Here is a 19,635-nt window from a genome sequence, read left to right on the forward strand (position 1 = left end):
TCACTGCCTTACCAGGACGCCGTCCGTGAGCAAGTTAAGGTTGCTCGTTGCGACGGTGTCGCCTTCGACCACCCCGTTCTTTACCTGGATCATATTGTTCTCGAGCAGCCCAAGCTGAACGATCTGCTCGCGTGCCGTTCCATCCTTGATCAGATAGACCCGATTGACGTCGCCGTCCGTCCGCACCGCGGTCACCGGTATCATTACCGCCGGTTCAGGTTTCGATTGTGTGATCCGAACGGTCGCGAATTGTCCCGGTTTCAACAAGCCGTCGACATTCTGTACTTCCGCTTCGACGAGCATCGTCCTTGCCTGCTGATTGACCGATGGAGCGATCCGGACAATGCGCCCGGCAAAGCTGCGTTCCGGGTAGGCGCTCGTTTGCAGCGATATTCCCTGTCCGGTCGCGACCTTGCCGACGGTCTGTTCCGGAATGTCGATCTTCACCCTGAGCGTCGAAGTTCTAACGATCGTCGCGATCTTCGAATTCGGAACGTTCGGCGAAATGTATTCGCCGAGGTCGGCATTGCGCTCAGAAACGAAGCCGCTGATCGGAGCATAGACGATCGTATCGGTCACTGATTTTTGCGCCTGTGCGATCGCGGCCTCGCTTGTTCGGATGGTCGCCCGAACGCTGTTCGCCGCCGCCCTTGCCGAATCGACCGCCGCCTGAGCCGTGTTGATCGCACGTATGGCTACCGCCGCATTCGACCGAGCCTCGTCCAACTGGCCAAGCAAAGCGTCGCGCTGCGATTTGCGCTGATCGTAAGCCGAACGCGAAACGTCGCCTGTTTCGAGGAGCTTTTCGGTCCGCCGCAGTTCCTTTTCAGCGAGTTCGAGCTGTGCGGTCACCGATTTGACCTGCGAAAAGTCTTTGATCTGGAATGTCTCGCCATCCCTTACGCCGAGCCGTGCCTGCGTTTGCCGCAAGCTGGCAAGGGCCTGATCGACGTTGGCATCGGCCTGCAGAACCGCCTGTCGCTGCTGCTCAAGTTGCGCCCGAGCCTGCTCGAGCCGAATATTTGCATCTCGCGAATCGAGCCGCACGAGAACATCGCCCTGATTCACATAGCTGCCGATATCAAAATTCACCTCGACGATCTTGCCGCCGACGGCGGGCGCCACATCTGTCTGGGCATCGCTTGCGAGGTTGCCGGTCGCCTCGATGTACGACGGTATCGCCTGTATCGACGCCTGCGCCGTCGTTATGTCGATGGTCGTCGGCACATTGTTTGCGGAGTTGTTCGTGGCCGAATTGGCCTGCGAACCACATCCGGCGGCGATCATCGACAAGGTCGATATAAATGCGATCACCGCGAAAAGTAAGATTCGATTTCTCATGGTCTTCGTCTGCTCAACGAGCAAAAATATTATTCCCTCTAAACTATTTGAGTACGCCGCGGAGCAGTATCTCAGCAAAATTCTTCGCGGCCTCTTCGTTCGAAATATCAAGGATCCTCTTTTTCTTGTCCCAGAGAATGTTGTTAAGCGAGTGATGGATCAGCATTCCAAGAAATGAGCGGACAATGATCCGCGGGTGCATTTCGCGCATTGCTCCGTCAGCCTGCCGGCGCTCGATATAGCCGCCGATGAAATCGTAGACCTTCGAGACGAACTCATTGAAGAACCGGTCTGCAAGATCGTGCTCCTCAAGCGCCGAATAGAACAAGAGACGCATGAAACCGACGTCGGCTTCGTGTTTGTTCAGAGCCTGGAGGGCAAAGTTATAAAAGACAGCGTGATCGTCCTTTTCCTCGATCGCCCTGAGAAGCTCTGCGTTGCCCTCCCAAGGGTATTGGTGAAGCCCGTCCTCGCACGACTTGCTGTGCAGGATCGCACCGTAAAGCTCATCCTTGGTCGAAAAATGTCGAAAGACCATCGCTTCAGATACGCCCGCCGCGTTCGCGATCTGCTTTGTCGTCGTGCCGCTAAAGCCGTGACGAGAGAAAAGCTCGACAGCTGTCGTCAGTATCTGTTCACGCCGCTCATCGCCAGACATTCGGCCTCCGCGGTCACAATTGAATAGGTCTTTGATCAATTTTGCTCCTTAAATCAATGTTAAGTAAGTGCTTACTTACTCGGAATCGGTAGATTCTCATTTCCGGGATCGTAATGTCAAGCAAAAATTCGGTCCCGGACCAAAAGACGCATTTTCCGGGCATTACCGGCAATGTCTTCGCTCCGGAGAGATCCATGGTTTCGTATTGATCCGAACTTTTCGTGAGAAAATTCGTTACAACTGTCTGATGTTGTGAATCATCCGAAATGGCGTAAAATGCGGTGCCGATCTGGCCATACAGCGCACATAGGATCGAAACAGCAGCAAAAAGGAGTAGGAAAAAATGTCAGAATTCGAAGAGGAAGTAAAAAAGGCGGAGAAAGAGCTCGAACAGAGCCTTGTTCCGGTTGGTGGGGAATTTTCAAACCGCGTCAATGATGACGAGTATTTAGGAGATCTAAGAATGCAGGCACAGGAATACGGTCAGAAGTTTCAGGATGCGGCAAGCAAGGCCGCCGATTTCGCAAATGAGAAATTCGCGCAGGCAAGCGACAAGTTCAAGGAATTGCAGAACAAGGATCCGAAAGAGTTGATCGAAGATGCAAAAGAATTTGCCCGTCAAAAGCCCGGTCAGACGATCCTGATATCGGCAGCCATCGGCCTCGTATTGGGATTTTTGCTTAGACGAAAGTAACGGTCGTTCTGTTAGGACGCGCGACAAAGGCGGCCATTTCGATGGCCGCCTTTGTGTTTGTGTTGGTCCCAGATCTATTCTTGGGCGTGAATCAAACGCCGTGTCTTATCGCCGAATAGTACGTCGATCTTCTGAGCTTCGATCACAGCGGTGACTTCGCCATGTCCAAAGACCGAATGTGTCATGGCCTGGCCTTTTTTATACTTTCGGGTGCGGTCATACGGCGAGGCTGCCTTTGCCTTACCGACAGCGACCGAGGTTTTCACACCTCGATTGAAGGTGCTGGCGGCCTCACACGTGTCACAAGTCGCTTTTGAGATCTTCCCAAGTTTTGTAACTGTCTCGATCGTGTGCGGCTGTTCAACATCGCAACCCGAACACATCATGGTGATCGAATCACCTACTGCATACTTTTCAGCTTTCATATTCCTTTCTCCGTTTTACCGGCGTCTGCGGCCGCCGAACGAGCGAAACGTCCGTTTCGGGACGAATTTAGCTGCCGGCTTGACCGGTGCGCTAATGACACCGCCAAAATCCGGCAACAGGACGCGCTCGACGCTTTGCCCGGTCAACCGTTCAATATCGCGCATCGAATGTTCCTCTGCGGTGGTAAATAGAGTTATCGCTCGCCCTATATTGCCCGCCCGCCCGGTCCTTCCGATACGATGAACGTAATCTTCCGGGGCCACCGGTATATCATAGTTTATCACATGTGAGACCGAATCTATATCGATCCCGCGTGCCGCAACGTCGGTCGCAACGAGGATCCGTGTCCGCCCGTTCTTGAACTCGCGAAGGGCCGATTCGCGTTGCGATTGCGAACGGTCGCCATGGATGCGGTTCGATCGGTGAGATCGCTTTTCAAGAACATGTGCGATACGGTCGGCACCGCGTTTTGTCCTGGTAAAGACCAGAACACGTTCAAAATTCTCTCTTTCGAGAAGGTCCAGCAGCAGCGGCATCTTCATCTGCTGTGCAACGGGATAAGCCGTTTGTTCGATAGTAACTGCCGCCTTGCCGCGGGCACTTACCTCGACGTATGTCGGGTCGGTGACTATCTGACGGGCGATGCGTTCGATATCCGGGGCCATCGTGGCCGAAAAGAACAGGGTCTGACGATCGGCCGGAACAGCCTTCACGATCCGTTTGATCGCTGGCAGGAAGCCCATATCGAGCATTCGGTCAGCCTCATCGAGCACGAGCGTGGTCAGTTTGCTGAAATTGACCATGCCTTGCTCCATAAAGTCGATCAGCCTGCCGGGTGTTGCGATCAGAATGTTTACGCCGCCCTCGAGCGCCTTGATCTGTTTGCCGTAGCTCGAACCGCCGATCACGGCAGCACAGGTGATGCTTTTCGGGGCGAATTTACGGCATTCCGCATCGATCTGGTTTGCCAGTTCGCGGGTAGGCGCCAGTATCAGGACCGACGTTCCACGCTGTTTGCTTTCATTGAGCCGCTGTAGGATCGGCAGCAGGAATGCGGCCGTTTTGCCGGTCCCGGTCTCAGCGGTCCCGATGACGTCGCCGCGATCCAATATGACCGGAATAGCCTGTTTTTGGATGGGTGTAGGCTCGGTGTAACCCATTTGCTCGCACTTTGCCGTTAAAAACGGCTGCAAGCCAAGTTCACTAAAATTCATTTGTATTTAACTATATTAGTTCCACCGAAGAACTCGATCTGGTGGCGGATGCCCGGCTTTTTCGCAAGGCAGATCACGCGACCATCATAAGCACAGTTGGCGCAGACCTATGTCGGCGCTCTGCATATGCAGTTCATCAGTGATTATTTAAGAAGTTCTCTTACGGTGGGTTAAAACTTTCGGTGTAACGGTTGCAGCGAAGGACCAACGTTCGAAGGCACAAGACAATGTCAAATGCCCCTTCTGACAGGTATTAACGGACCATCTCTCGTTCCTATCCTAACGCCGTTCACGATGAAGGCATATTACCGTCGACAAAAGAGTGATGGAATTATCAAATTGTGAGATTACAACAATTTACGGAAAGTTGCAAGCTATTTCGATGCCAACCATTCCGCCGCCACGTCTTTCGTTAGGCGATTGTTGCTATCGACCTCGTAGTTCATCTTCCGCATCGCTTCAGTCGAGATCGCATCGGCAAGCCGGTCGAATGTCGGCTTAAGCATCGTGGTAAGATCGCTGCGGGCAATGAAAACGGCCTGGTACGGCGGAAAAAAGCGTTTGTCGTCTTCGAGTTGGAAAAGGTCAAGAGCCGAAATAAGGCCGTCTGTGGAATTACCGGCGATGATGTCGAGTTCGCCCGATCGCAAGGCCCGATACGTCAGCGAAAGATCCATTTCCCGCGGCTGCCTTGCAAAATCAAACCCGTATGCTTTCGCAAAACCGCGATAGCCGTCTGCCCGCGACATGAAATCTTGTCCGAACCCGGCTTGCCATTCCCGCGATATCTTTACAGCATCGGTGATCGTCCGGAGGCCTTGTGAACGAGCCAATTCACCGCGAACAAGTATCGCGAAGTCGTTCGAGAAACCGAGCGGCGGGCTAAGCGTCAAACCGAAATTTGTTTCATATGCGGCCTTCGTCTGGTCATAGACGGCCTGCGGATCGGTTATCGGTGTTTTCTTGAGGATCGCGGTAAAGGCCGTTCCGGTATATTCAGGATAAACATCTATCTGCTTTGCGATCAGGCCTTCGTGTGCGAGATTGCCGCCGAGTTCGAACTGCCTGACAACTTCGAAGCCTTCCTTTTCGAGCATCTGAGCGAGAATTTCGGCAAGAACGACCGATTCGGTAAAGTCCTTTGAACCGATCACTATCCGTCCTCGCCCGGTCGGGAGTTCGACGCCTGTCGAGTTCGCGTTTTCAGATCGGTTCCATCGATCCGATAGATAACCAAACCCTGTTGCCGCGACCAGAAAACCCGCGATCCCATAGCCGATGAACCGCCGCCGCATACGGTTCGGTCTGTCGGTCATAGCGTATGACCGCTCGATCTGCCCGAGGCCAAGGTCGAAAAGCAGCGCGAGCAAAGCCGAAGCCAATGCACCCGCGATCAGCAAGTTATTGTCGTTTTGCCTTAATCCGCGGAAAATATAAGTCCCTAGCCCGCCTGCGCCGACCGCCGCCGCAACTGTAGCAACGCCGACAGAAATAACGACGGCTACCCGAATTCCCGTAAATATCACGGGCATCGCGAGCGGCAGTTCGACCAGGGTCAGCCGCTGCCGATCGGTCATACCGATCGCTTTTGCCGCTTCGGTCACCTTTGGGTCGATCCCTGAAATGCCTGTAACGGTGTTCTTGATCACGGGCAACAGCGCGTAAAGTGCCAATGCAATGATCGCAGTTCGGGCCCCGATGCCGCCGATGAAGGGCAGCGGGATCAGCAGACCGAACAAGGCCAGGCTCGGAACCGTCTGCATTACGTTCGCAATGCCCAAGACAGGCGCTTGCAGCTTTTTGATGCGGGTAAGGGCGATGCCCAACGGCAGCCCGACGGCTACGGCTATTGCGGTCGAAAGGAGAACGATGAACACATGCTCGCGCGTCAACACCAGCAATTCGTGAAGATTATCGCGGATGAATTGTATTAGATCGGCCATTCTCGATCGACCATGACTAACGAGCCGTTAAGATACCTTCGGGTAGGTCGGCAAGAACTTCGGAGCGACCCGGCCTTTCGTTCTCTGCTCGAACGCGTATGCGTATTTGATAAGCGAAGGTTCAGTGAACGCTTTGCCAAAAAATGCCATTCCCGAAGCCGTGTTCTCGCGTAATCCGGTCGGGACGGTTATGAAGGGGTAACCGGCGACCGCGGCGATCGACCATACCGCTCCGCTCGTTGGCGCAACGATCGCATCTAATTTGTCCTTTACGACAACGGCATCGATGCCGTCCTCGCGGGTTGCCTTTCTTATTCTTGCCAGCGAATCAAGATATGCTTTTTCCGTCAGCTCGCCCTTTTCCTGTGCTTGAATGAACAGCTCCTGCCCAAAAAGCGTCAGCTCTTTTTCTTTGTTATCTTCATTGAACTTGATCAGATCTGCCAGCGACCTATATTTCGCCCCGCGTCCGGCAAGATATTTGTTCAGGTCGGCCTTGAATTCGTAAAGTAAGACATTGAGACGATCGGCCGAAAGATCTGCGTAATTCGGTTCGAAACGCACATCGATCAGGGTCGCGCCAGCCGATCGCAACGCTTCGATGAACGGTTCGAAATAGGCTTTTATTTCGGGTCGCGTCGTGAACTGCATGGCGAGCCCGAGCCTTGCTCCTTTCAGGCCGTTGACGTCAAGGACCCTGGTGTAGTCTTTCGGCGTCATCTTAACTGCAGCAGCGGTTATCGCGTCCGTCCGGTCGCGTCCGACCATTGCTCCGAGCATTATGGCTGCGTCGGCGACGGTTCGCGTCATCGGCCCGGCCGTATCCTGCGTATGTGCGATCGGGATAATGCCGCTTCGCGAGATCAGCCCGAGCGTCGGCTTCAGACCAACGACGCCATTCGTGACCGCCGGGCAGATTATCGACCCGTTGGTCTCGGTCCCGACTGCGGCCGCACAAAGATTTGCTGACGGGGCGACACCAGAACCAGAACTCGACCCGCAGGGATTCTGATCTAAGAAATACGGATTATTCGTCTGCCCGCCCCGTCCTGACCAGCCGCTGATCGAGCGATTGCCGCGAAAATTTGCCCATTCGCTGAGGTTCGTCTTTCCTATGATCACGGCGCCTGCATCGCGGAGCCGCTTAACGACAAAGGCGTCGCGTTTCGGAACGGGTGCGCCGACGAGCGCGAGCGAACCCGCGGTCGTCATCATCTTATCGGCCGTATCGATGTTGTCCTTTATCACGATCGGGATGCCGTGGAGCGGCGAACGCACTTTGCCGCGCTTCCGTTCGCTGTCCATCCGATCGGCGATCGACAGTGCGTCCGGGTTGATCTCGATGACCGAGCGGGTCTTTGTATCGATCTGCTTGATCCGCTCGAGATACATCTCGGTTAGCAGACGTGCCGAAAGATCGCCTGACCCAAGCTTTGCCTGCAGGCCGATGATGGTGGCTTCAACAAGCTCCGGGAACGGATCGCTGTTCATTGCTCCGGCGATCGATCTGCGTTCGGTGCCGAGTAAAGCGATCGCGGCGAGTCCGGCCGTTCCGTGTTTGAGAAATTCCCGTCTGTCAGTATTTTTTGTTTGCATGATCTTGATCGTTGCGTTCTGCCGCGCGTTTCGCGGCTCAAATAGTTTCAAGATACGCTCTCACAAGCGGTATCTCTGATGCCTCGAAGTCTGCCGGTTCGGCGTTCAGTACGATCTGTCCCTTTTCCATCAACACGATCCGCGTGCCGAGCAGCATCGCTTCGTGCAGATCGTGGGTCACAAAAACAGCGGTCTTTCCCATCCGAAGGACGATCGATGCGAATTCTTTCTGAAGTTTCGTTCGGGTCAACGGATCAAGGGCGCCGAATGGTTCATCAAGCAGGAGCAGTCCGGGGTCGGCAGCCAAAGCTCGGGCGACACCGATCCGCTGTCGTTGTCCGCCAGAGAGTTCGTGTGGGAACCGGTCTGCAAACCGCTCGGTAGCGAGGCCGACCAGCTCGAACAATTCATCGACACGAGCCTTCTTCTTTTCTTCGCTCCAGTGTTCGAGTCTTAAGATGATGCCGACATTCTCGGCCGCGGTCATATGCGGGAAGAGACCGCCGTCCTGAAGAACGTATCCCGTTTTTCGCCTCAACTCGATAGGGTCCCAATCGGTCGTCGGCCTGCCTTCGACCAATACATTTCCGGACGTCGGTTCGATAAGACGATTGATCAACCGCAGCGTGGTGGTCTTGCCGCAGCCCGATTCGCCCAGGAGCACGACGACCTCACCGCTTTCGATCTTGAGATCGATCTCGTTCAGGATGCGTACGCCGTCGATCTCGAACGAAACTCCCCGAAATTCAACTATTGGTCGTCTTTGATCAGGCATCGCATCGAGGGTCTATACGAGAGTATTCGTCATTCAAAGCACATTCATTCCCACTCGATCGTGCTCGGTGGTTTCGATGATATGTCATAGACCACGCGGTTCACCCCGCGGACCTCCGACGTAATTCTCGACGAGGCCTTGGCCAAAAAGTCGTGAGGGAGCCGGGCCCAGTCGGCGGTCATTCCGTCGGTCGAGGTTACGGCTCGAAGGGCGACGGTCTTTTCGTAGGTGCGAAAATCGCCCATCACTCCAACGGATTGTATCGGCAGCAGCACAGCGAATGCCTGCCAGACGTCTTTGTAGATGCCAAAATTGTGCAGCTCTTCGATAAAGATCTTATCGGCCTTCTGCAGCAGCTCGACCTTTTCGGGCGTGATATCGCCGAGGATGCGGACGCCGAGACCCGGGCCGGGAAACGGATGGCGTTCGAGTATCGTCTCCGGAATGCCGAGATCACGGCCGATCAGACGAACCTCGTCCTTGAACAATTCCCGCAGCGGTTCGATGAGTTTGAGGTTCATTTTCTCCGGCAAACCGCCGACGTTGTGGTGCGATTTTATCGTTACCGACGCACCGCGAAGCGAGACCGATTCGATAACGTCCGGGTAAAGCGTGCCTTGCACGAGCCACTTTACATCACCGATCCGTTTTGCTTCCGCGTCAAAAACGTCAATGAATTTTGCACCGATCGCTTTGCGTTTCTGTTCGGGATCAACGACACCTGCGAGCACCGAATAAAAATCTGCAGAGGCATCGACGCCAACAACGTTCAGATGAAGATTGTCCGTATACGCCTTCAGCGTATCTTCGAATTCGCGATACCGAAGCAATCCGTTGTTGACAAAGATGCAGTGCTGCCTCTCGCCGATGGCTTCGTGAACAAGCACCGCCGCGACCGTCGAATCGACACCGCCGCTCAAACCGCAAACGACCTTGCCATCCGGGCCGACCGTCTCGCGGATGCGTTCGATCTCTTCTTTGATAAAACTCGCCGGCGTCCAGTCACCTTTGCAGTCGCAGATATTGAAAAGAAAATTCCGCAGGACCTCTTTACCCAAAGTGGTATGCGAAACCTCAGGGTGAAACTGCACACAGTAAATGCCGCGTTCGTCGTTCTCGATCGCCGTAACGACCTCACCGGTCGTGGCCGTCTGCCGAAATCCGGGCGGCAATTCGGTAACGTGGTCGCCGTGGCTCATCCATGCGTCGAGTTCGAACGGAAGTTCGTTGAAGAGCTTTGTCGCACCGCTCAGCACTTTTACTTTTGCGTGGCCGTATTCGCGCTTCGCCGCCGGTTCGTTCCTACCGCCCAGATCGACCGCGACCATCTGCATTCCGTAACAGATCCCGAGGACCGGCGAATTCACCTTGTCATAAAAATCCGCCGCAACCCGCGGCGCGTCTTCATCCGTCACGCTCGACGGCCCGCCCGAAAGTATCACACCCTTCGGCCGCTTCGCGGCGATCTCATCCGCCGATAAATGAAACGGATGGATCTCGCAATACACGCCCTGTTCACGCACCCGCCGCGCGATCAACTGCGTGTACTGCGACCCAAAATCAAGAATTATTATTAGTTCGTGCTGCATCCTTATGTCAGAACCAGGAGCCGCAGCCAGCGGTTCCTCTGGTTGGCAATATGAAGGTTCGATTATACGTGGATTGTTCAAGATTGTCAGAACCGGAAACTTCGGGGATACTCCTTTCTTCCCACGGCTCCGCCGCTCGACGCGCGATGAGTCTCTGGCTTGCCTAGCGACTCCGTCACACCCGCGGCTTAACTACCATCCAGATCATCTAAATCTCCCAAACCACCGCTTTTCGCGCAAACTGCTATTTGAATGCTCTTCGGTTCGTTGCAACATCGAAGCGTGAGCGAAAAGGAATATTTCGAGGACGAAATCGAAACGGACCCCGAAGTTGCCGAAAGGTATCCGTGGCTGGCCGGCGGCGATGTGGATGAGACATGGGGAAAACCGCCGCCGCTTTCAGCGAAGCATCAAAAGATACTTGACCTTGAGCGCGAAAAGCTCGCGGCTGAATCAAAGGTAACCGCCGAGTGTAAGACCAACTATCACATACTTAGCGAATTGGCCGAAGAGCACTTGCCCGAGCTCAACTTTCGGCGTTACGACAATCTTTTTCTCGCACGTCAGGCAAATGCATTTCTTGCTGAAGAGACTCTCGGGCCCGGCCCTTTGCGCCGCCTGTTCTCGGACCTTTGGCTTTCCGGTGAACTATGCGTACTGTTTGGTGACACCGGCTGCGGAAAAAGCGTACTTGCAATGCAGATCGCACGCGCTGTCTCGGGCGGCGAGCGGTTCGAGCCTTTTGAAATGGATGTCGAACCTCAGCGCGTTGCTTATTTCGATTTTGAGCTGAGCGATGAGCACTTCAAGAAACGTTACAGCTCCGGCCCTCCCGATACTTCCATTGACGAGCCGTTGTTTCCCGCCGATCTGATCCGCTGTACGCCACAGGACCTGCTCCGGCTTCCGCCCGGTTTCGAAGACTATTATGAATTGCTGATCGACTCGATGGTCGACCTGGTGTTCTTTCTGAAAGCCAGGATCGTGATCATCGACAACATTACGTGGCTGAGTTCTACCGTCGAGAGTGCCAAGGCTGCCCTGCGGCTTATGAAAACGCTGGTCGCTTTGAAGAACAGATTCGACCTCTCGATCCTCGTGCTGGCGCACACGCCCAAACGTTATTCGCGAACGCGCATTACGGGCGAGCACCTTCAGGGATCACGGATGCTCTCGAATTTTGCCGACAGCATCTTTGCATTGGGATTTTCGAGCCGCGGCATCGAATGCAGGTATCTGAAAAGCATAAAACACCGCAATGCGGCCGCGCGCGATATCGAAACCGAAGTCGCCGCGATTCGCATCGAAAGATCCGGCCGGTTTCTCGGCTTCACTTTTGACGGCTACACCGACGAACGCTCGCACGCGGGCTGGAACCGCGGCGAATCCGAGTCGGACAGGGTCGCCCTGGTGAAGCGCATTGTCGATCTAGCTCTGAAAGGCCATACGCAGCGAGAGATCGCAAAGCAATTGGGAATGTCGGCCGCGACCGTGAACAGATGTTTGAAATTGAAGGAGGACGGCGATGAATAATGCGTTTCAGCTTGTTTCATATGAAACAAATTTTGTTCCGCGTTGTGAAACGAAACAAACAAGCCCTTTGTTTTCAACACGAACCGCCGGTTTTCTTTGTATACTGAAACGCATCCTTGATGATCCTTTCGAGCACCTTTTCGTCGATGTCCGAGAGCCGTTTGATGTAAAGGCAGCTTACGCTCGATGTATGCTTGCCAAGCTTCGCGAGCAATTCGGGCTGTTTAGGCGAACCGCAGATCACATAAAGCGTCATGTTCTGCTTTCGCGGCGAAAAGCCGGTCATCATCCAGTCGAGTTTGCGGCCGTCAGAATATGTGATCTCATAACTGCCGTAACCGACGATCGCCGGGCCCCACATCTTCGGCTCGAGTCCGGTCAGTCGATTGAACATCTCGAGAACACGCAATCCGTCCGCACGGCGTTCGGGATTTTCGATCGAGTTCAAAAAATCTTCAACGCTCGCATCCGTTTCGCGGGTCTTCGGTTCGTACTTTGCCATAGTGAAGAAATTATATTCACAAATATCGCGTGTCGCCTAGCGCAAATGGTAGGTGCAAGGCGACGGCACGGTTTGCGTTCATTAGTTGCGGCTGGGCTACAAACCCGGGTCTCAGATAGCAAATTGATCTCAAGCCGTCGGTTTCGTGATATAGTTCGCGCAAGATTTGAGGAGTTTAGGACCATGAGAGATCGGATGTTCGGCATTTTCATAATGATGATCGCAGCGTTACTTTTTCCGCCGACCATAAGCCCGCAGGCCGCAGGCAGTAAGCTCGTCACCTTCAAGAACAGCAGCAAAACACCGGTCAAGGTTTGTCTCTATAAAGATGTGAATAAGACCTACCCGTTTGCCTTGAAGTGTATGACGCTTGCACCGGGAGCGGCGCAGGTTTGGGACCAGGGAAAGGTCGCCGAGTACGATGTTTTTGCATTCGATCCCGGAATAATCGATGTTCTCCGGTGTTCGTTCATGGATCTTACAGAGTTCAGTGTGGTCGAGGTTTTCGATAAAGAAAAAAACGACCTTCGTTGCGTCAAACCATCTGGCAGGCACACGGTCGTTAGGCCGACACCAAAACCGTCGCCATCGCCGATCGCCGAGATACTTCGCGTCTGTAACACGTCGATCGACGAAGAGGTCTTTTTCGCCATCACTTTCGCGCTCGGACAAACGAACCACATGACAGAAGGCTGGCGGAGCGTAAAAAAGAATGAGTGTACGAACGTAAATCTGTCAGAACGTTGGCGGCTGCAAGGACTTCCGGCACAATTCCGCTACAAAACATACATCTATGGCGAAACTGCGGGCATACTCGGCGGTGCCGTCAAGAAAGTGTGGGAGGGCGACGACCCTAAGCTTGCTTTCTGCATCAATGACGACAAGACCAGGCAATTCGGCAACAAACAACAGGAAGTGACCGAAGACGCCGTTCTTTGGGAATCGGACTGCACCCCAGCAGCCGGAAAACGAATGGTAAAGATGTGGCCCGTCACGGTGCCGAAGCTAGGCGATCCGTGGAAATGGAATTTCTAATTGACGAACGAAGCAGTGCAAAACTTGACAACAACGGGCGAAATTCCTAATCTTTATGTTCGCCCGTCGCTCGGGCACGCGATATTCCGCAGTAGCTCAATGGCAGAGCATTCGGCTGTTAACCGAAGGGTTGTAAGTTCGAGTCTTACCTGCGGAGCCAATTCCTTTACAGAAAGGCCCGTCATCGACGACGGGCCTTTGCTGTTTCTGACCGGCTATTTTGTTGCGGCGTTTTCCAGGATCAACGGTTCAAAGGGGTCACGATCGATCGTTTTGAAGGACAGGCTATCAGATTCCAGCACGATCTCGATCAAACTGTCCTCGCGAATGCGGCCTTGGATCAACGCTTCCGAAAGCTCATCCTCGACGTATTTTTGCAGCGCACGTTTCAGCGGCCTGGCACCATAACTTCGATCCGCACAAGTACGCTCTATGAGCCAGTTGCGGGCATCCTCGGACATCGCAACCGTTAGATTGCGTTTCTCGAGCATTTGATTAAGCCGATCAAGCTGAAGGTCGACGATCATTGCAAGATCTATGTCGTTCAGTTCATCGAAAATTATCACTTCATCGAGTCGGTTGACGAACTCAGGTGCAAAGGTCTGCTTGACCTGAGTCATCACCTGCTCGACCAACTTTTCCCGAGAGGCGTCATTCCCCGATTGAAACCCGACATTGCCGCGTTTCTGGATCGACCGTGCCCCGATGTTCGAGGTCATTATGAAGATAGCGTGCTTGCAATCTACCGTGTTGCCCTGTGCATCGGTCAGAATTCCGTCTTCAAAGACCTGCAGGAGGATGTTGTAGACATCGGGATGCGCTTTCTCGATCTCGTCGAAAAGCACGACGGCATAGGGCGAGCGGCGGAGCTTTTCGGTAAGCTGGCCGCCGTCGTCGTGACCGACGTATCCCGGAGGCGAACCGATGAATTTGGCGACCGCGTGTTTCTCCATGAATTCGCTCATATCAAATCGGATCAAGACGCGCTCGGATGCAAATAGGTATTCAGCGAGACTTCGAGCTACCTCGGTCTTGCCGACTCCGGTTGGCCCGAGGAACAAGAACGACCCAACGGGTTTGTTTGGCTGTTTGAGCCCGGCCCGCGATCGCCTGATAGCGCGTGCGAGAGCTGAGATCGCCGGCCGCTGCGACACGATGCGCTTGTGCAGCTCGTTCTCGATGTTGAGCAGCTTTTCGCTTTCTTCGAGTTTGATCGATGCGACCGGCACGCCCGTCCAACGGGCGATCACCTCATCGACATCGTCCTTTGTCACTTCAACCGCGATCAGCGAATCCTCGATGGTCTGCAGTTCATACGATATCAACTGGTCTTCATTTGCAGCCGCGCGTTTCCAATTTTCGACCGCCGCTTTCCACGAAGGCTCCGACGGATTTTCGTGCTGGTAACGAAGTTTTGCCCGCGCGCCGGCTTCGTCAAGAACGTCGATCGCTTTGTCCGGCAGGAAACGATCAGGAATGTAGCGGTTCGATTGAAACACCGCCGCTTCGAGGGCCGATTTCGTATAGCGGATCTGATGGAACGCTTCGTATCGGTCGACTACGCCTTTGATGATCTCTATCGCCTGTTCTTCTGTCGGCGGAGCGACCTTAACAGCCTGAAATCGCCGTTCGAGTGCGCGATCTTTCTCAATTGATCTGCGAAACTCCGATGGGGTCGAGGCACCGATGCACTGGATCTCACCGCGGGAAAGCGCCGGCTTCAGGATATTCGCCGCATCAAGTGTACCTTCGGCCGATCCTGCACCTATCAATGTGTGCAGCTCATCGATGAAGACGATATTCTCGCTGTGCTCTTTCAGCTCGGCCATGATCTTTTTGAGACGCTCTTCAAATTGGCCGCGATACTTCGTTCCGGCAACGATCAGCGAGAGGTCGAGAGAAAGGACGCGTTTATTCTCAAGAAATGTGGGGACATTACCATCGACGATCCGTTGTGCAAGGCCCTCAACTATCGCCGTCTTCCCGACGCCGGCTTCGCCCAACAGTACCGGGTTGTTCTTAGTTCGCCGGCAGAGTATTTCGATCAGACGTTCGATCTCAGCGTTGCGCCCGATCAGTGGATCAAGCTTGCCCTTTGAGGCTTCGGCCGTCAGGTCGCGGGTAAACTCCCGAAGTCCCGGTGTTTTGGTGTCGTTGCCTTCGGTTTGCAAGATCTTGGGCAAACCGCTTTGCCGCCCGATCTCGTCGCGGACGTCCTGAATACGAAGGCCGAATTGAAAAAGTATCTCTGCCGCAACTGAACGCTCCTCGCGAAGCATACCCGCCAAAAGGTGCTCGGGCCGAATGTTCTTGTTGTTCAGCTTCCGGCTTTCTTCGCCGGCCCAAAAAAGGATTCGTTTGGTTTCAGGAGAAAGGTGTAGCTCGGCAGACTGCGGGATCCGGTCGCGAACAACGATCCGTTCTTCGACCTCTTTTCGTATAGTGTCGACCGAGAGCGAATTGCGAAACGGAAAAAACCGCGGAGCGATCGTCTTATCTTCGCGCATCAAGCCCAGAAGCAAATGCTCCGGTGCGATCACCTGCGAACCATATTGAAGTGCCTCGTAGCGGGCAAAAAATATGACGCGACGCGAACGTTCGGTGTAGCGTTCAAACATAAGTTACAGCTTCGCCTCGGTTATAACGCTATTATAGCGGAAGAACTGGCGAGTTCAGCAATGAGACAGATTGAAAGTGTTTCGAGCTACGCGATATATAGTTGCAAACAAAGGATAAATCCAGAAGAAATGTTTGGGCCGGATCAGTTTGTCATCTTCGAGCGTGTGTCTACTTTTATCGGCACATCGGGGTCCGGCTGCGGTATCTCTACCACTAGCGGCTTATGGTCTTTGCCGATACTGCCGATCACCTTGCCCGCCGGAGCTAGTTCGACCTTGGACGAAAGTACCCGCGAGATACGCTTTGGAAGCAGGATCGGTGCGATGCTCGCGATCGAATCAGCCAACGCAACTATATCGCCGCCGCCCGACCAGTGTTCGCGGACTATGTCTTCGTTCGTACGATTGACCAATCGCAAAAGCGTGAGAGCAACCATATAAAGGTCGTCGATCTGACCGATGAAAGGGAAAATGTCCGGTATCAGGTCTATCGGCGAAATTACATAGACGATCGCGGCGAGGAAAAGAGCTTTCTCGGCTACCGGGACCCGCATATCTTTGAGCAATCGTCCGAGAAGCAACACCATGTTCGGCAAGAACATCAGAAAATTACTCATCCTGCCGCGAGCCTCGCGCCTTACTTTCCTTCCGATCTGCGTCTTTGACTTTTCGATCTTACTCATCGTTCGATTCCCTCGCCTGAATGCACTAAGTCTAGAAACAACCCGAGGTTTGTGCAAGTTTAAGTCGTTATGGTTGTATGGTAAATTGACTGAGAGAGTAAATGCCAGGCGGTCGACCCGTCTGCTCATTACCTCTCGCAAATCGAAAAGATGATCTTAGAATCGATCCGCAAGCGGTCGGCGGCCGACCCGCAGCACATTATACTTCCTGAAGGCGAAGATCCGCGTACGCTGGCTGCAGCCGAGATGTGCTCGCGAGACAAGATCGCCCGGATCACTCTCATCGGAAATGAGGAACGGCTACGCGATGCCGCGAGCGATACCGGGATCAATCTGAACGGCATATCGATCATCGATCATCGCAAATCAGCCGATCTGGGCAAATTGGCCACCTTGTTCTACGACCTGCGCCGATCAAAGGGTGTTACCCTCGAAGAGGCCGAGCAGACACTGAAGGATCCGCTTTATTATGGAAATATGCTCGTTCGCGCAGGCAAAGCCGACGGTTCAGTTGCCGGTGCGACCAACACGACCGCCCATACAGTCGCGGCCGCCCTTCGGTGCATCGGCGTTCGGCAGGGTTTTAAGACCGTATCTTCATTTTTTCTGATGGTCGTTCCGGATAAGTACTTCGGAGCCAAGGGGGCAATGATCTACGCCGACTGCGGTGTCGTGATCGACCCGGACGCAGGCGAACTGGCAGAGATCGCTATTGCTTCGGCGGATTCATGCCGAACCCTTCTCGCGGTCGAACCGAGTGTCGCATTGCTTTCGTTTTCGACGAAAGGCAGCGCAAAGCATCAGTTGCTAGAAAAGGTGATCGAGGCAACGAAGACCGTGCGCGCTCGTATGCCGGAACTGATCGTCGACGGCGAGCTTCAGGCCGACGCCGCACTCATTCCTTCCATCGCCCATTCGAAAGCGCCTGGCTCGCCCGTCGGCGGAAAGGCGAACGTGCTTATCTTTCCCGACCTCAACGCCGGCAACATCGCGTACAAACTGACCGAACGTCTGACCGGCGGCACGGCCATCGGCCCGATATTGCAGGGCCTTGACCGCCCATGCAACGACCTCTCTCGCGGATGCAAGGCCGAAGATATTGTCGATGCGGTCGCCATTACGGCTGTCCAGTCCCAGGCCCGAAAGCGCAACTAAAGCCTGTCGGAAAATTTCGCCTCGTACCGGCTGGCTTTCAGAAACTCGTTAAAATCCTTGATCTCGAGAATATCCTTAACGGCCTGTTTCTTATCGGCGGCGTTCTTGTAATACGCTTCGGCGATCTTGTATCCGATGTAATAACCCAGATCCGCCGGACGGTCCTTTATCTTACCGCCATTGTAGAGCCATCGAGCGCTGTCATCTGTAACAGCCGAGTTCCTGAACTCTTCCCAGAGTTGTTTTTCTCGCGGGTTACCCCATTCGTGAAGATGATGGTTAATATGCTTTCCGGATATCATTTCGGCCAGAAAGTCTGCACTGCCTTCACCGATCACGGAACCCAATAGCTTTCGTTCCTTCGGATATTTCTGTTGATAGTGGATCAGTTCGTGAGCGACGATGTAGGGGATCTCATCGATCGGCTTTAGTACATTTTTCAGCCAATCGCTGAGTTCCTCCATCGGGGTGTCAGGGGTTAGGCCATACATGTCAACGCCGATCAACAATGATCTTTCCGTAAACGTTCCGCCGGAGTTCATCTTGCCGATCATCAAATAAACGTCCGGAAAAACCGCAGACGGATATAGTTCTTTCAGTCTATTAAAAGAGTCGCGCATCGGCCCCTGAAACTTGTGCGCCTTTAACGATACCTCGCGCAGCGAAGCGTAATACTTGGGCCGTGCCTCTATCACATCGACAAGCTCGCACGACGAAGCCACTCGATAGGCAGTAAATTCCTTTAAGCCCTTACTCCCTTTTCTCAGATATTCATCCCGGAATATGTAAAGGCTGTTTTCGGGTCTAGCCTTATCATAAGCCTTCCAGAAAAGGTCGATATCTGACGAAACGATCTGCGCCTTGTCCGGATCGGTGTTCAATATGACTGTTTCATTTTGAGCAAAAGCTGTAAAAACAAAGGCAAGAACACATTGCGCGAGAAAAAGGCTTCGAATTTGTATGGCATTTTTACTCATGGTAGTTTTCAATGCTTCTTATGGGATAAGACGCATTGACGCGGCGAACCCGGCCAACGCTGCACGGCGAGTTTATCTATTTCGATCCAATGGATCTGCGATCAAGGCAGCGATGCGCAACGGGCCGCCGCTGCCGCCCCTGATCTTCATCGGGAAGGCAAAAACGTGAAAGCCCTTCGCCGGAAGCTTATCGAGGTTTGCCACGTTCTCGAACGCCGGGATGTTGTTGGTCATCAGCGCGACATGACTTTCAAACGTGGACGATTGCCCGTTGTCGATGCTGGCGGTATCGATGCCGATCGCTTTGAACTTTCGGTTCTCGACAAGCCACTTTGCGGCCGCCGGATGCAGGCCCGGGAAATGTAGGTCTTTGACCGCATCGGGTCCTTTTCGATCGGTTCCAAGATAGCTTTTCTTATCCGGCCAACGCGACGCAAAGCCGGTTTGAAATAGGATGATGGCTCCATCCGGGATCGGCCCATTTGTCGTCTCCCACGCGTTGATATCATCAAGGGATATCAGATAGTCTCGATCGGCGGCAGCTTTTGCCGTTACGTCGATCTTCACACCGGGTGCGATCAACTCGCTCAACTCGATCTGGTCGGAGGTTTTCTTTCCTTCGGCGAAATGTATCGGTGCGTCGAGATGAGTTCCGCCATGCTCGGCCCCGGAAAAGTTGTAGGCAGAATAGTAGAACCCCTTGTCCGTTTTGCCTTCGGCGACCGTCGTTCGCTTGAACGGCTCGGCCGTCACCCAATAGACCGTATCTTCGGAGAATTCATGCGTCAGGTCGATCCAATCTCCGTTGAACGGATCTGCAGTACTCGGCGTGCATGATACAAATAAAAGCGCGCTGAAAAGCAATCCGACGAGATTTCGCATAGTGTTTTTTCCGT

At 53.8% G+C, this 19,635-nt stretch carries 17 protein-coding genes and 1 tRNA gene; 5 read left to right on the forward strand and 13 right to left on the reverse strand.

Annotated features, from left to right (window positions below):
• Positions 1-1,341 carry an efflux RND transporter periplasmic adaptor subunit gene (locus IPM28_12635; protein ID MBK9173827.1) on the reverse strand — a complete coding sequence of 447 codons (1,341 nt, stop codon included), beginning with the start codon at positions 1,339-1,341 and terminating at the stop codon, positions 1-3.
• A gap of 43 nt (positions 1,342-1,384) precedes the next feature.
• A complete protein-coding gene (locus tag IPM28_12640) occupies positions 1,385-2,038 on the reverse strand; it encodes a TetR/AcrR family transcriptional regulator (protein ID MBK9173828.1) in 654 nt (217 codons plus the stop codon).
• Between the two features lie 304 nt (positions 2,039-2,342).
• On the opposite strand from IPM28_12640, the gene IPM28_12645 reads away from it, so the two are divergent.
• Positions 2,343-2,693, forward strand: coding sequence for a hypothetical protein (locus IPM28_12645; protein ID MBK9173829.1), 351 nt, complete (start codon positions 2,343-2,345; stop codon positions 2,691-2,693).
• Positions 2,694-2,767: 74 nt separating this feature from the next.
• On the opposite strand, the gene IPM28_12650 is transcribed toward IPM28_12645, so the two are convergent.
• From IPM28_12650 to guaA, 6 genes are all read right to left on the reverse strand, one after another.
• Positions 2,768-3,118 (reverse strand): hypothetical protein, encoded by a 351-nt coding sequence (locus tag IPM28_12650; protein ID MBK9173830.1) that lies wholly within the window; start codon positions 3,116-3,118, stop codon positions 2,768-2,770.
• A gap of 15 nt (positions 3,119-3,133) precedes the next feature.
• Positions 3,134-4,333, reverse strand: coding sequence for a DEAD/DEAH box helicase (locus IPM28_12655; GenBank protein ID MBK9173831.1), 1,200 nt, complete (start codon positions 4,331-4,333; stop codon positions 3,134-3,136).
• Positions 4,334-4,707: 374 nt separating this feature from the next.
• Positions 4,708-6,276, reverse strand: coding sequence for an ABC transporter permease/substrate-binding protein (locus IPM28_12660; GenBank protein MBK9173832.1), 1,569 nt, complete (start codon positions 6,274-6,276; stop codon positions 4,708-4,710).
• A 27-nt stretch (positions 6,277-6,303) separates the two neighbouring features.
• Positions 6,304-7,872 (reverse strand): amidase, encoded by a 1,569-nt coding sequence (locus tag IPM28_12665; protein MBK9173833.1) that lies wholly within the window; start codon positions 7,870-7,872, stop codon positions 6,304-6,306.
• Positions 7,873-7,909: 37 nt separating this feature from the next.
• A complete protein-coding gene (locus tag IPM28_12670; GenBank protein ID MBK9173834.1) occupies positions 7,910-8,647 on the reverse strand; it encodes an ATP-binding cassette domain-containing protein in 738 nt (245 codons plus the stop codon).
• Between the two features lie 44 nt (positions 8,648-8,691).
• Positions 8,692-10,242, reverse strand: coding sequence for a glutamine-hydrolyzing GMP synthase (gene guaA / locus IPM28_12675; GenBank protein MBK9173835.1), 1,551 nt, complete (start codon positions 10,240-10,242; stop codon positions 8,692-8,694).
• A gap of 276 nt (positions 10,243-10,518) precedes the next feature.
• Here guaA and IPM28_12680 point away from each other — a divergent pair, with 276 nt between their 5' ends.
• The gene (locus tag IPM28_12680; protein ID MBK9173836.1) at positions 10,519-11,769 is read left to right on the forward strand and encodes an AAA family ATPase; all 1,251 of its coding nucleotides are present in this window, start codon (positions 10,519-10,521) and stop codon (positions 11,767-11,769) included.
• A 73-nt stretch (positions 11,770-11,842) separates the two neighbouring features.
• On the opposite strand, the gene IPM28_12685 is transcribed toward IPM28_12680, so the two are convergent.
• Entirely contained in the window at positions 11,843-12,271 is a 429-nt protein-coding gene (locus IPM28_12685) for a DUF1801 domain-containing protein (protein ID MBK9173837.1), read from the reverse strand.
• 183 nt (positions 12,272-12,454) lie between these two features.
• Here IPM28_12685 and IPM28_12690 point away from each other — a divergent pair, with 183 nt between their 5' ends.
• Positions 12,455-13,306, forward strand: coding sequence for a hypothetical protein (locus IPM28_12690; GenBank protein ID MBK9173838.1), 852 nt, complete (start codon positions 12,455-12,457; stop codon positions 13,304-13,306).
• A gap of 85 nt (positions 13,307-13,391) precedes the next feature.
• A tRNA-Asn gene (locus tag IPM28_12695) sits at positions 13,392-13,466 on the forward strand.
• 55 nt (positions 13,467-13,521) lie between these two features.
• On the opposite strand, the gene IPM28_12700 is transcribed toward IPM28_12695, so the two are convergent.
• Together IPM28_12700 and IPM28_12705 are read right to left on the reverse strand one after the other, a co-directional pair.
• Positions 13,522-15,924, reverse strand: a complete 2,403-nt coding sequence (locus tag IPM28_12700; GenBank protein ID MBK9173839.1) for an ATP-dependent Clp protease ATP-binding subunit — start codon at positions 15,922-15,924, stop codon at positions 13,522-13,524.
• A gap of 143 nt (positions 15,925-16,067) precedes the next feature.
• Entirely contained in the window at positions 16,068-16,607 is a 540-nt protein-coding gene (locus tag IPM28_12705) for a DUF1232 domain-containing protein (protein ID MBK9173840.1), read from the reverse strand.
• A gap of 150 nt (positions 16,608-16,757) precedes the next feature.
• Between IPM28_12705 and pta the strand changes: the two genes are divergently transcribed.
• On the forward strand, positions 16,758-17,762 hold the full coding sequence (gene pta / locus IPM28_12710) for a phosphate acetyltransferase (GenBank protein ID MBK9173841.1): 1,005 nt from the start codon (positions 16,758-16,760) through the stop codon (positions 17,760-17,762).
• Here the strand turns inward: pta and IPM28_12715 are convergent.
• The gene (locus tag IPM28_12715) at positions 17,759-18,739 is read right to left on the reverse strand and encodes a hypothetical protein (GenBank protein MBK9173842.1); all 981 of its coding nucleotides are present in this window, start codon (positions 18,737-18,739) and stop codon (positions 17,759-17,761) included. The two genes, pta and IPM28_12715, sit on opposite strands and share 4 nt — an antisense overlap.
• 72 nt (positions 18,740-18,811) lie before the next feature.
• Positions 18,812-19,621 (reverse strand): cyclase family protein, encoded by an 810-nt coding sequence (locus tag IPM28_12720; protein ID MBK9173843.1) that lies wholly within the window; start codon positions 19,619-19,621, stop codon positions 18,812-18,814.
• Positions 19,622-19,635 lie beyond the last annotated feature (14 nt).

The sequence above is a fragment of the Chloracidobacterium sp. genome (assembly GCA_016716305.1).
In the GTDB taxonomy this organism is placed as follows: Bacteria; Acidobacteriota; Blastocatellia; order Pyrinomonadales; family Pyrinomonadaceae; genus OLB17.

What these genes read in the sequence shown, in the direction of transcription:
- IPM28_12665 (MBK9173833.1), bottom strand. Translation starts at nt 7,872, where the DNA reads ATGCAAACAAAAAATACTGACAGACGGGAATTTCTCAAACACGGAACG.
- IPM28_12720 (MBK9173843.1), bottom strand. Translation starts at nt 19,621, where the DNA reads ATGCGAAATCTCGTCGGATTGCTTTTCAGCGCGCTTTTATTTGTATCA.
- IPM28_12660 (MBK9173832.1), bottom strand. Translation starts at nt 6,276, where the DNA reads ATGGCCGATCTAATACAATTCATCCGCGATAATCTTCACGAATTGCTG.
- IPM28_12635 (MBK9173827.1), bottom strand. Translation starts at nt 1,341, where the DNA reads ATGAGAAATCGAATCTTACTTTTCGCGGTGATCGCATTTATATCGACC.
- IPM28_12690 (MBK9173838.1), top strand. Translation starts at nt 12,455, where the DNA reads ATGAGAGATCGGATGTTCGGCATTTTCATAATGATGATCGCAGCGTTA.
- IPM28_12715 (MBK9173842.1), bottom strand. Translation starts at nt 18,739, where the DNA reads ATGAGTAAAAATGCCATACAAATTCGAAGCCTTTTTCTCGCGCAATGT.
- IPM28_12705 (MBK9173840.1), bottom strand. Translation starts at nt 16,607, where the DNA reads ATGAGTAAGATCGAAAAGTCAAAGACGCAGATCGGAAGGAAAGTAAGG.
- IPM28_12650 (MBK9173830.1), bottom strand. Translation starts at nt 3,118, where the DNA reads ATGAAAGCTGAAAAGTATGCAGTAGGTGATTCGATCACCATGATGTGT.
- IPM28_12645 (MBK9173829.1), top strand. Translation starts at nt 2,343, where the DNA reads ATGTCAGAATTCGAAGAGGAAGTAAAAAAGGCGGAGAAAGAGCTCGAA.
- IPM28_12700 (MBK9173839.1), bottom strand. Translation starts at nt 15,924, where the DNA reads ATGTTTGAACGCTACACCGAACGTTCGCGTCGCGTCATATTTTTTGCC.
- IPM28_12670 (MBK9173834.1), bottom strand. Translation starts at nt 8,647, where the DNA reads ATGCCTGATCAAAGACGACCAATAGTTGAATTTCGGGGAGTTTCGTTC.
- IPM28_12655 (MBK9173831.1), bottom strand. Translation starts at nt 4,333, where the DNA reads ATGAATTTTAGTGAACTTGGCTTGCAGCCGTTTTTAACGGCAAAGTGC.
- IPM28_12685 (MBK9173837.1), bottom strand. Translation starts at nt 12,271, where the DNA reads ATGGCAAAGTACGAACCGAAGACCCGCGAAACGGATGCGAGCGTTGAA.
- pta (MBK9173841.1), top strand. Translation starts at nt 16,758, where the DNA reads ATGATCTTAGAATCGATCCGCAAGCGGTCGGCGGCCGACCCGCAGCAC.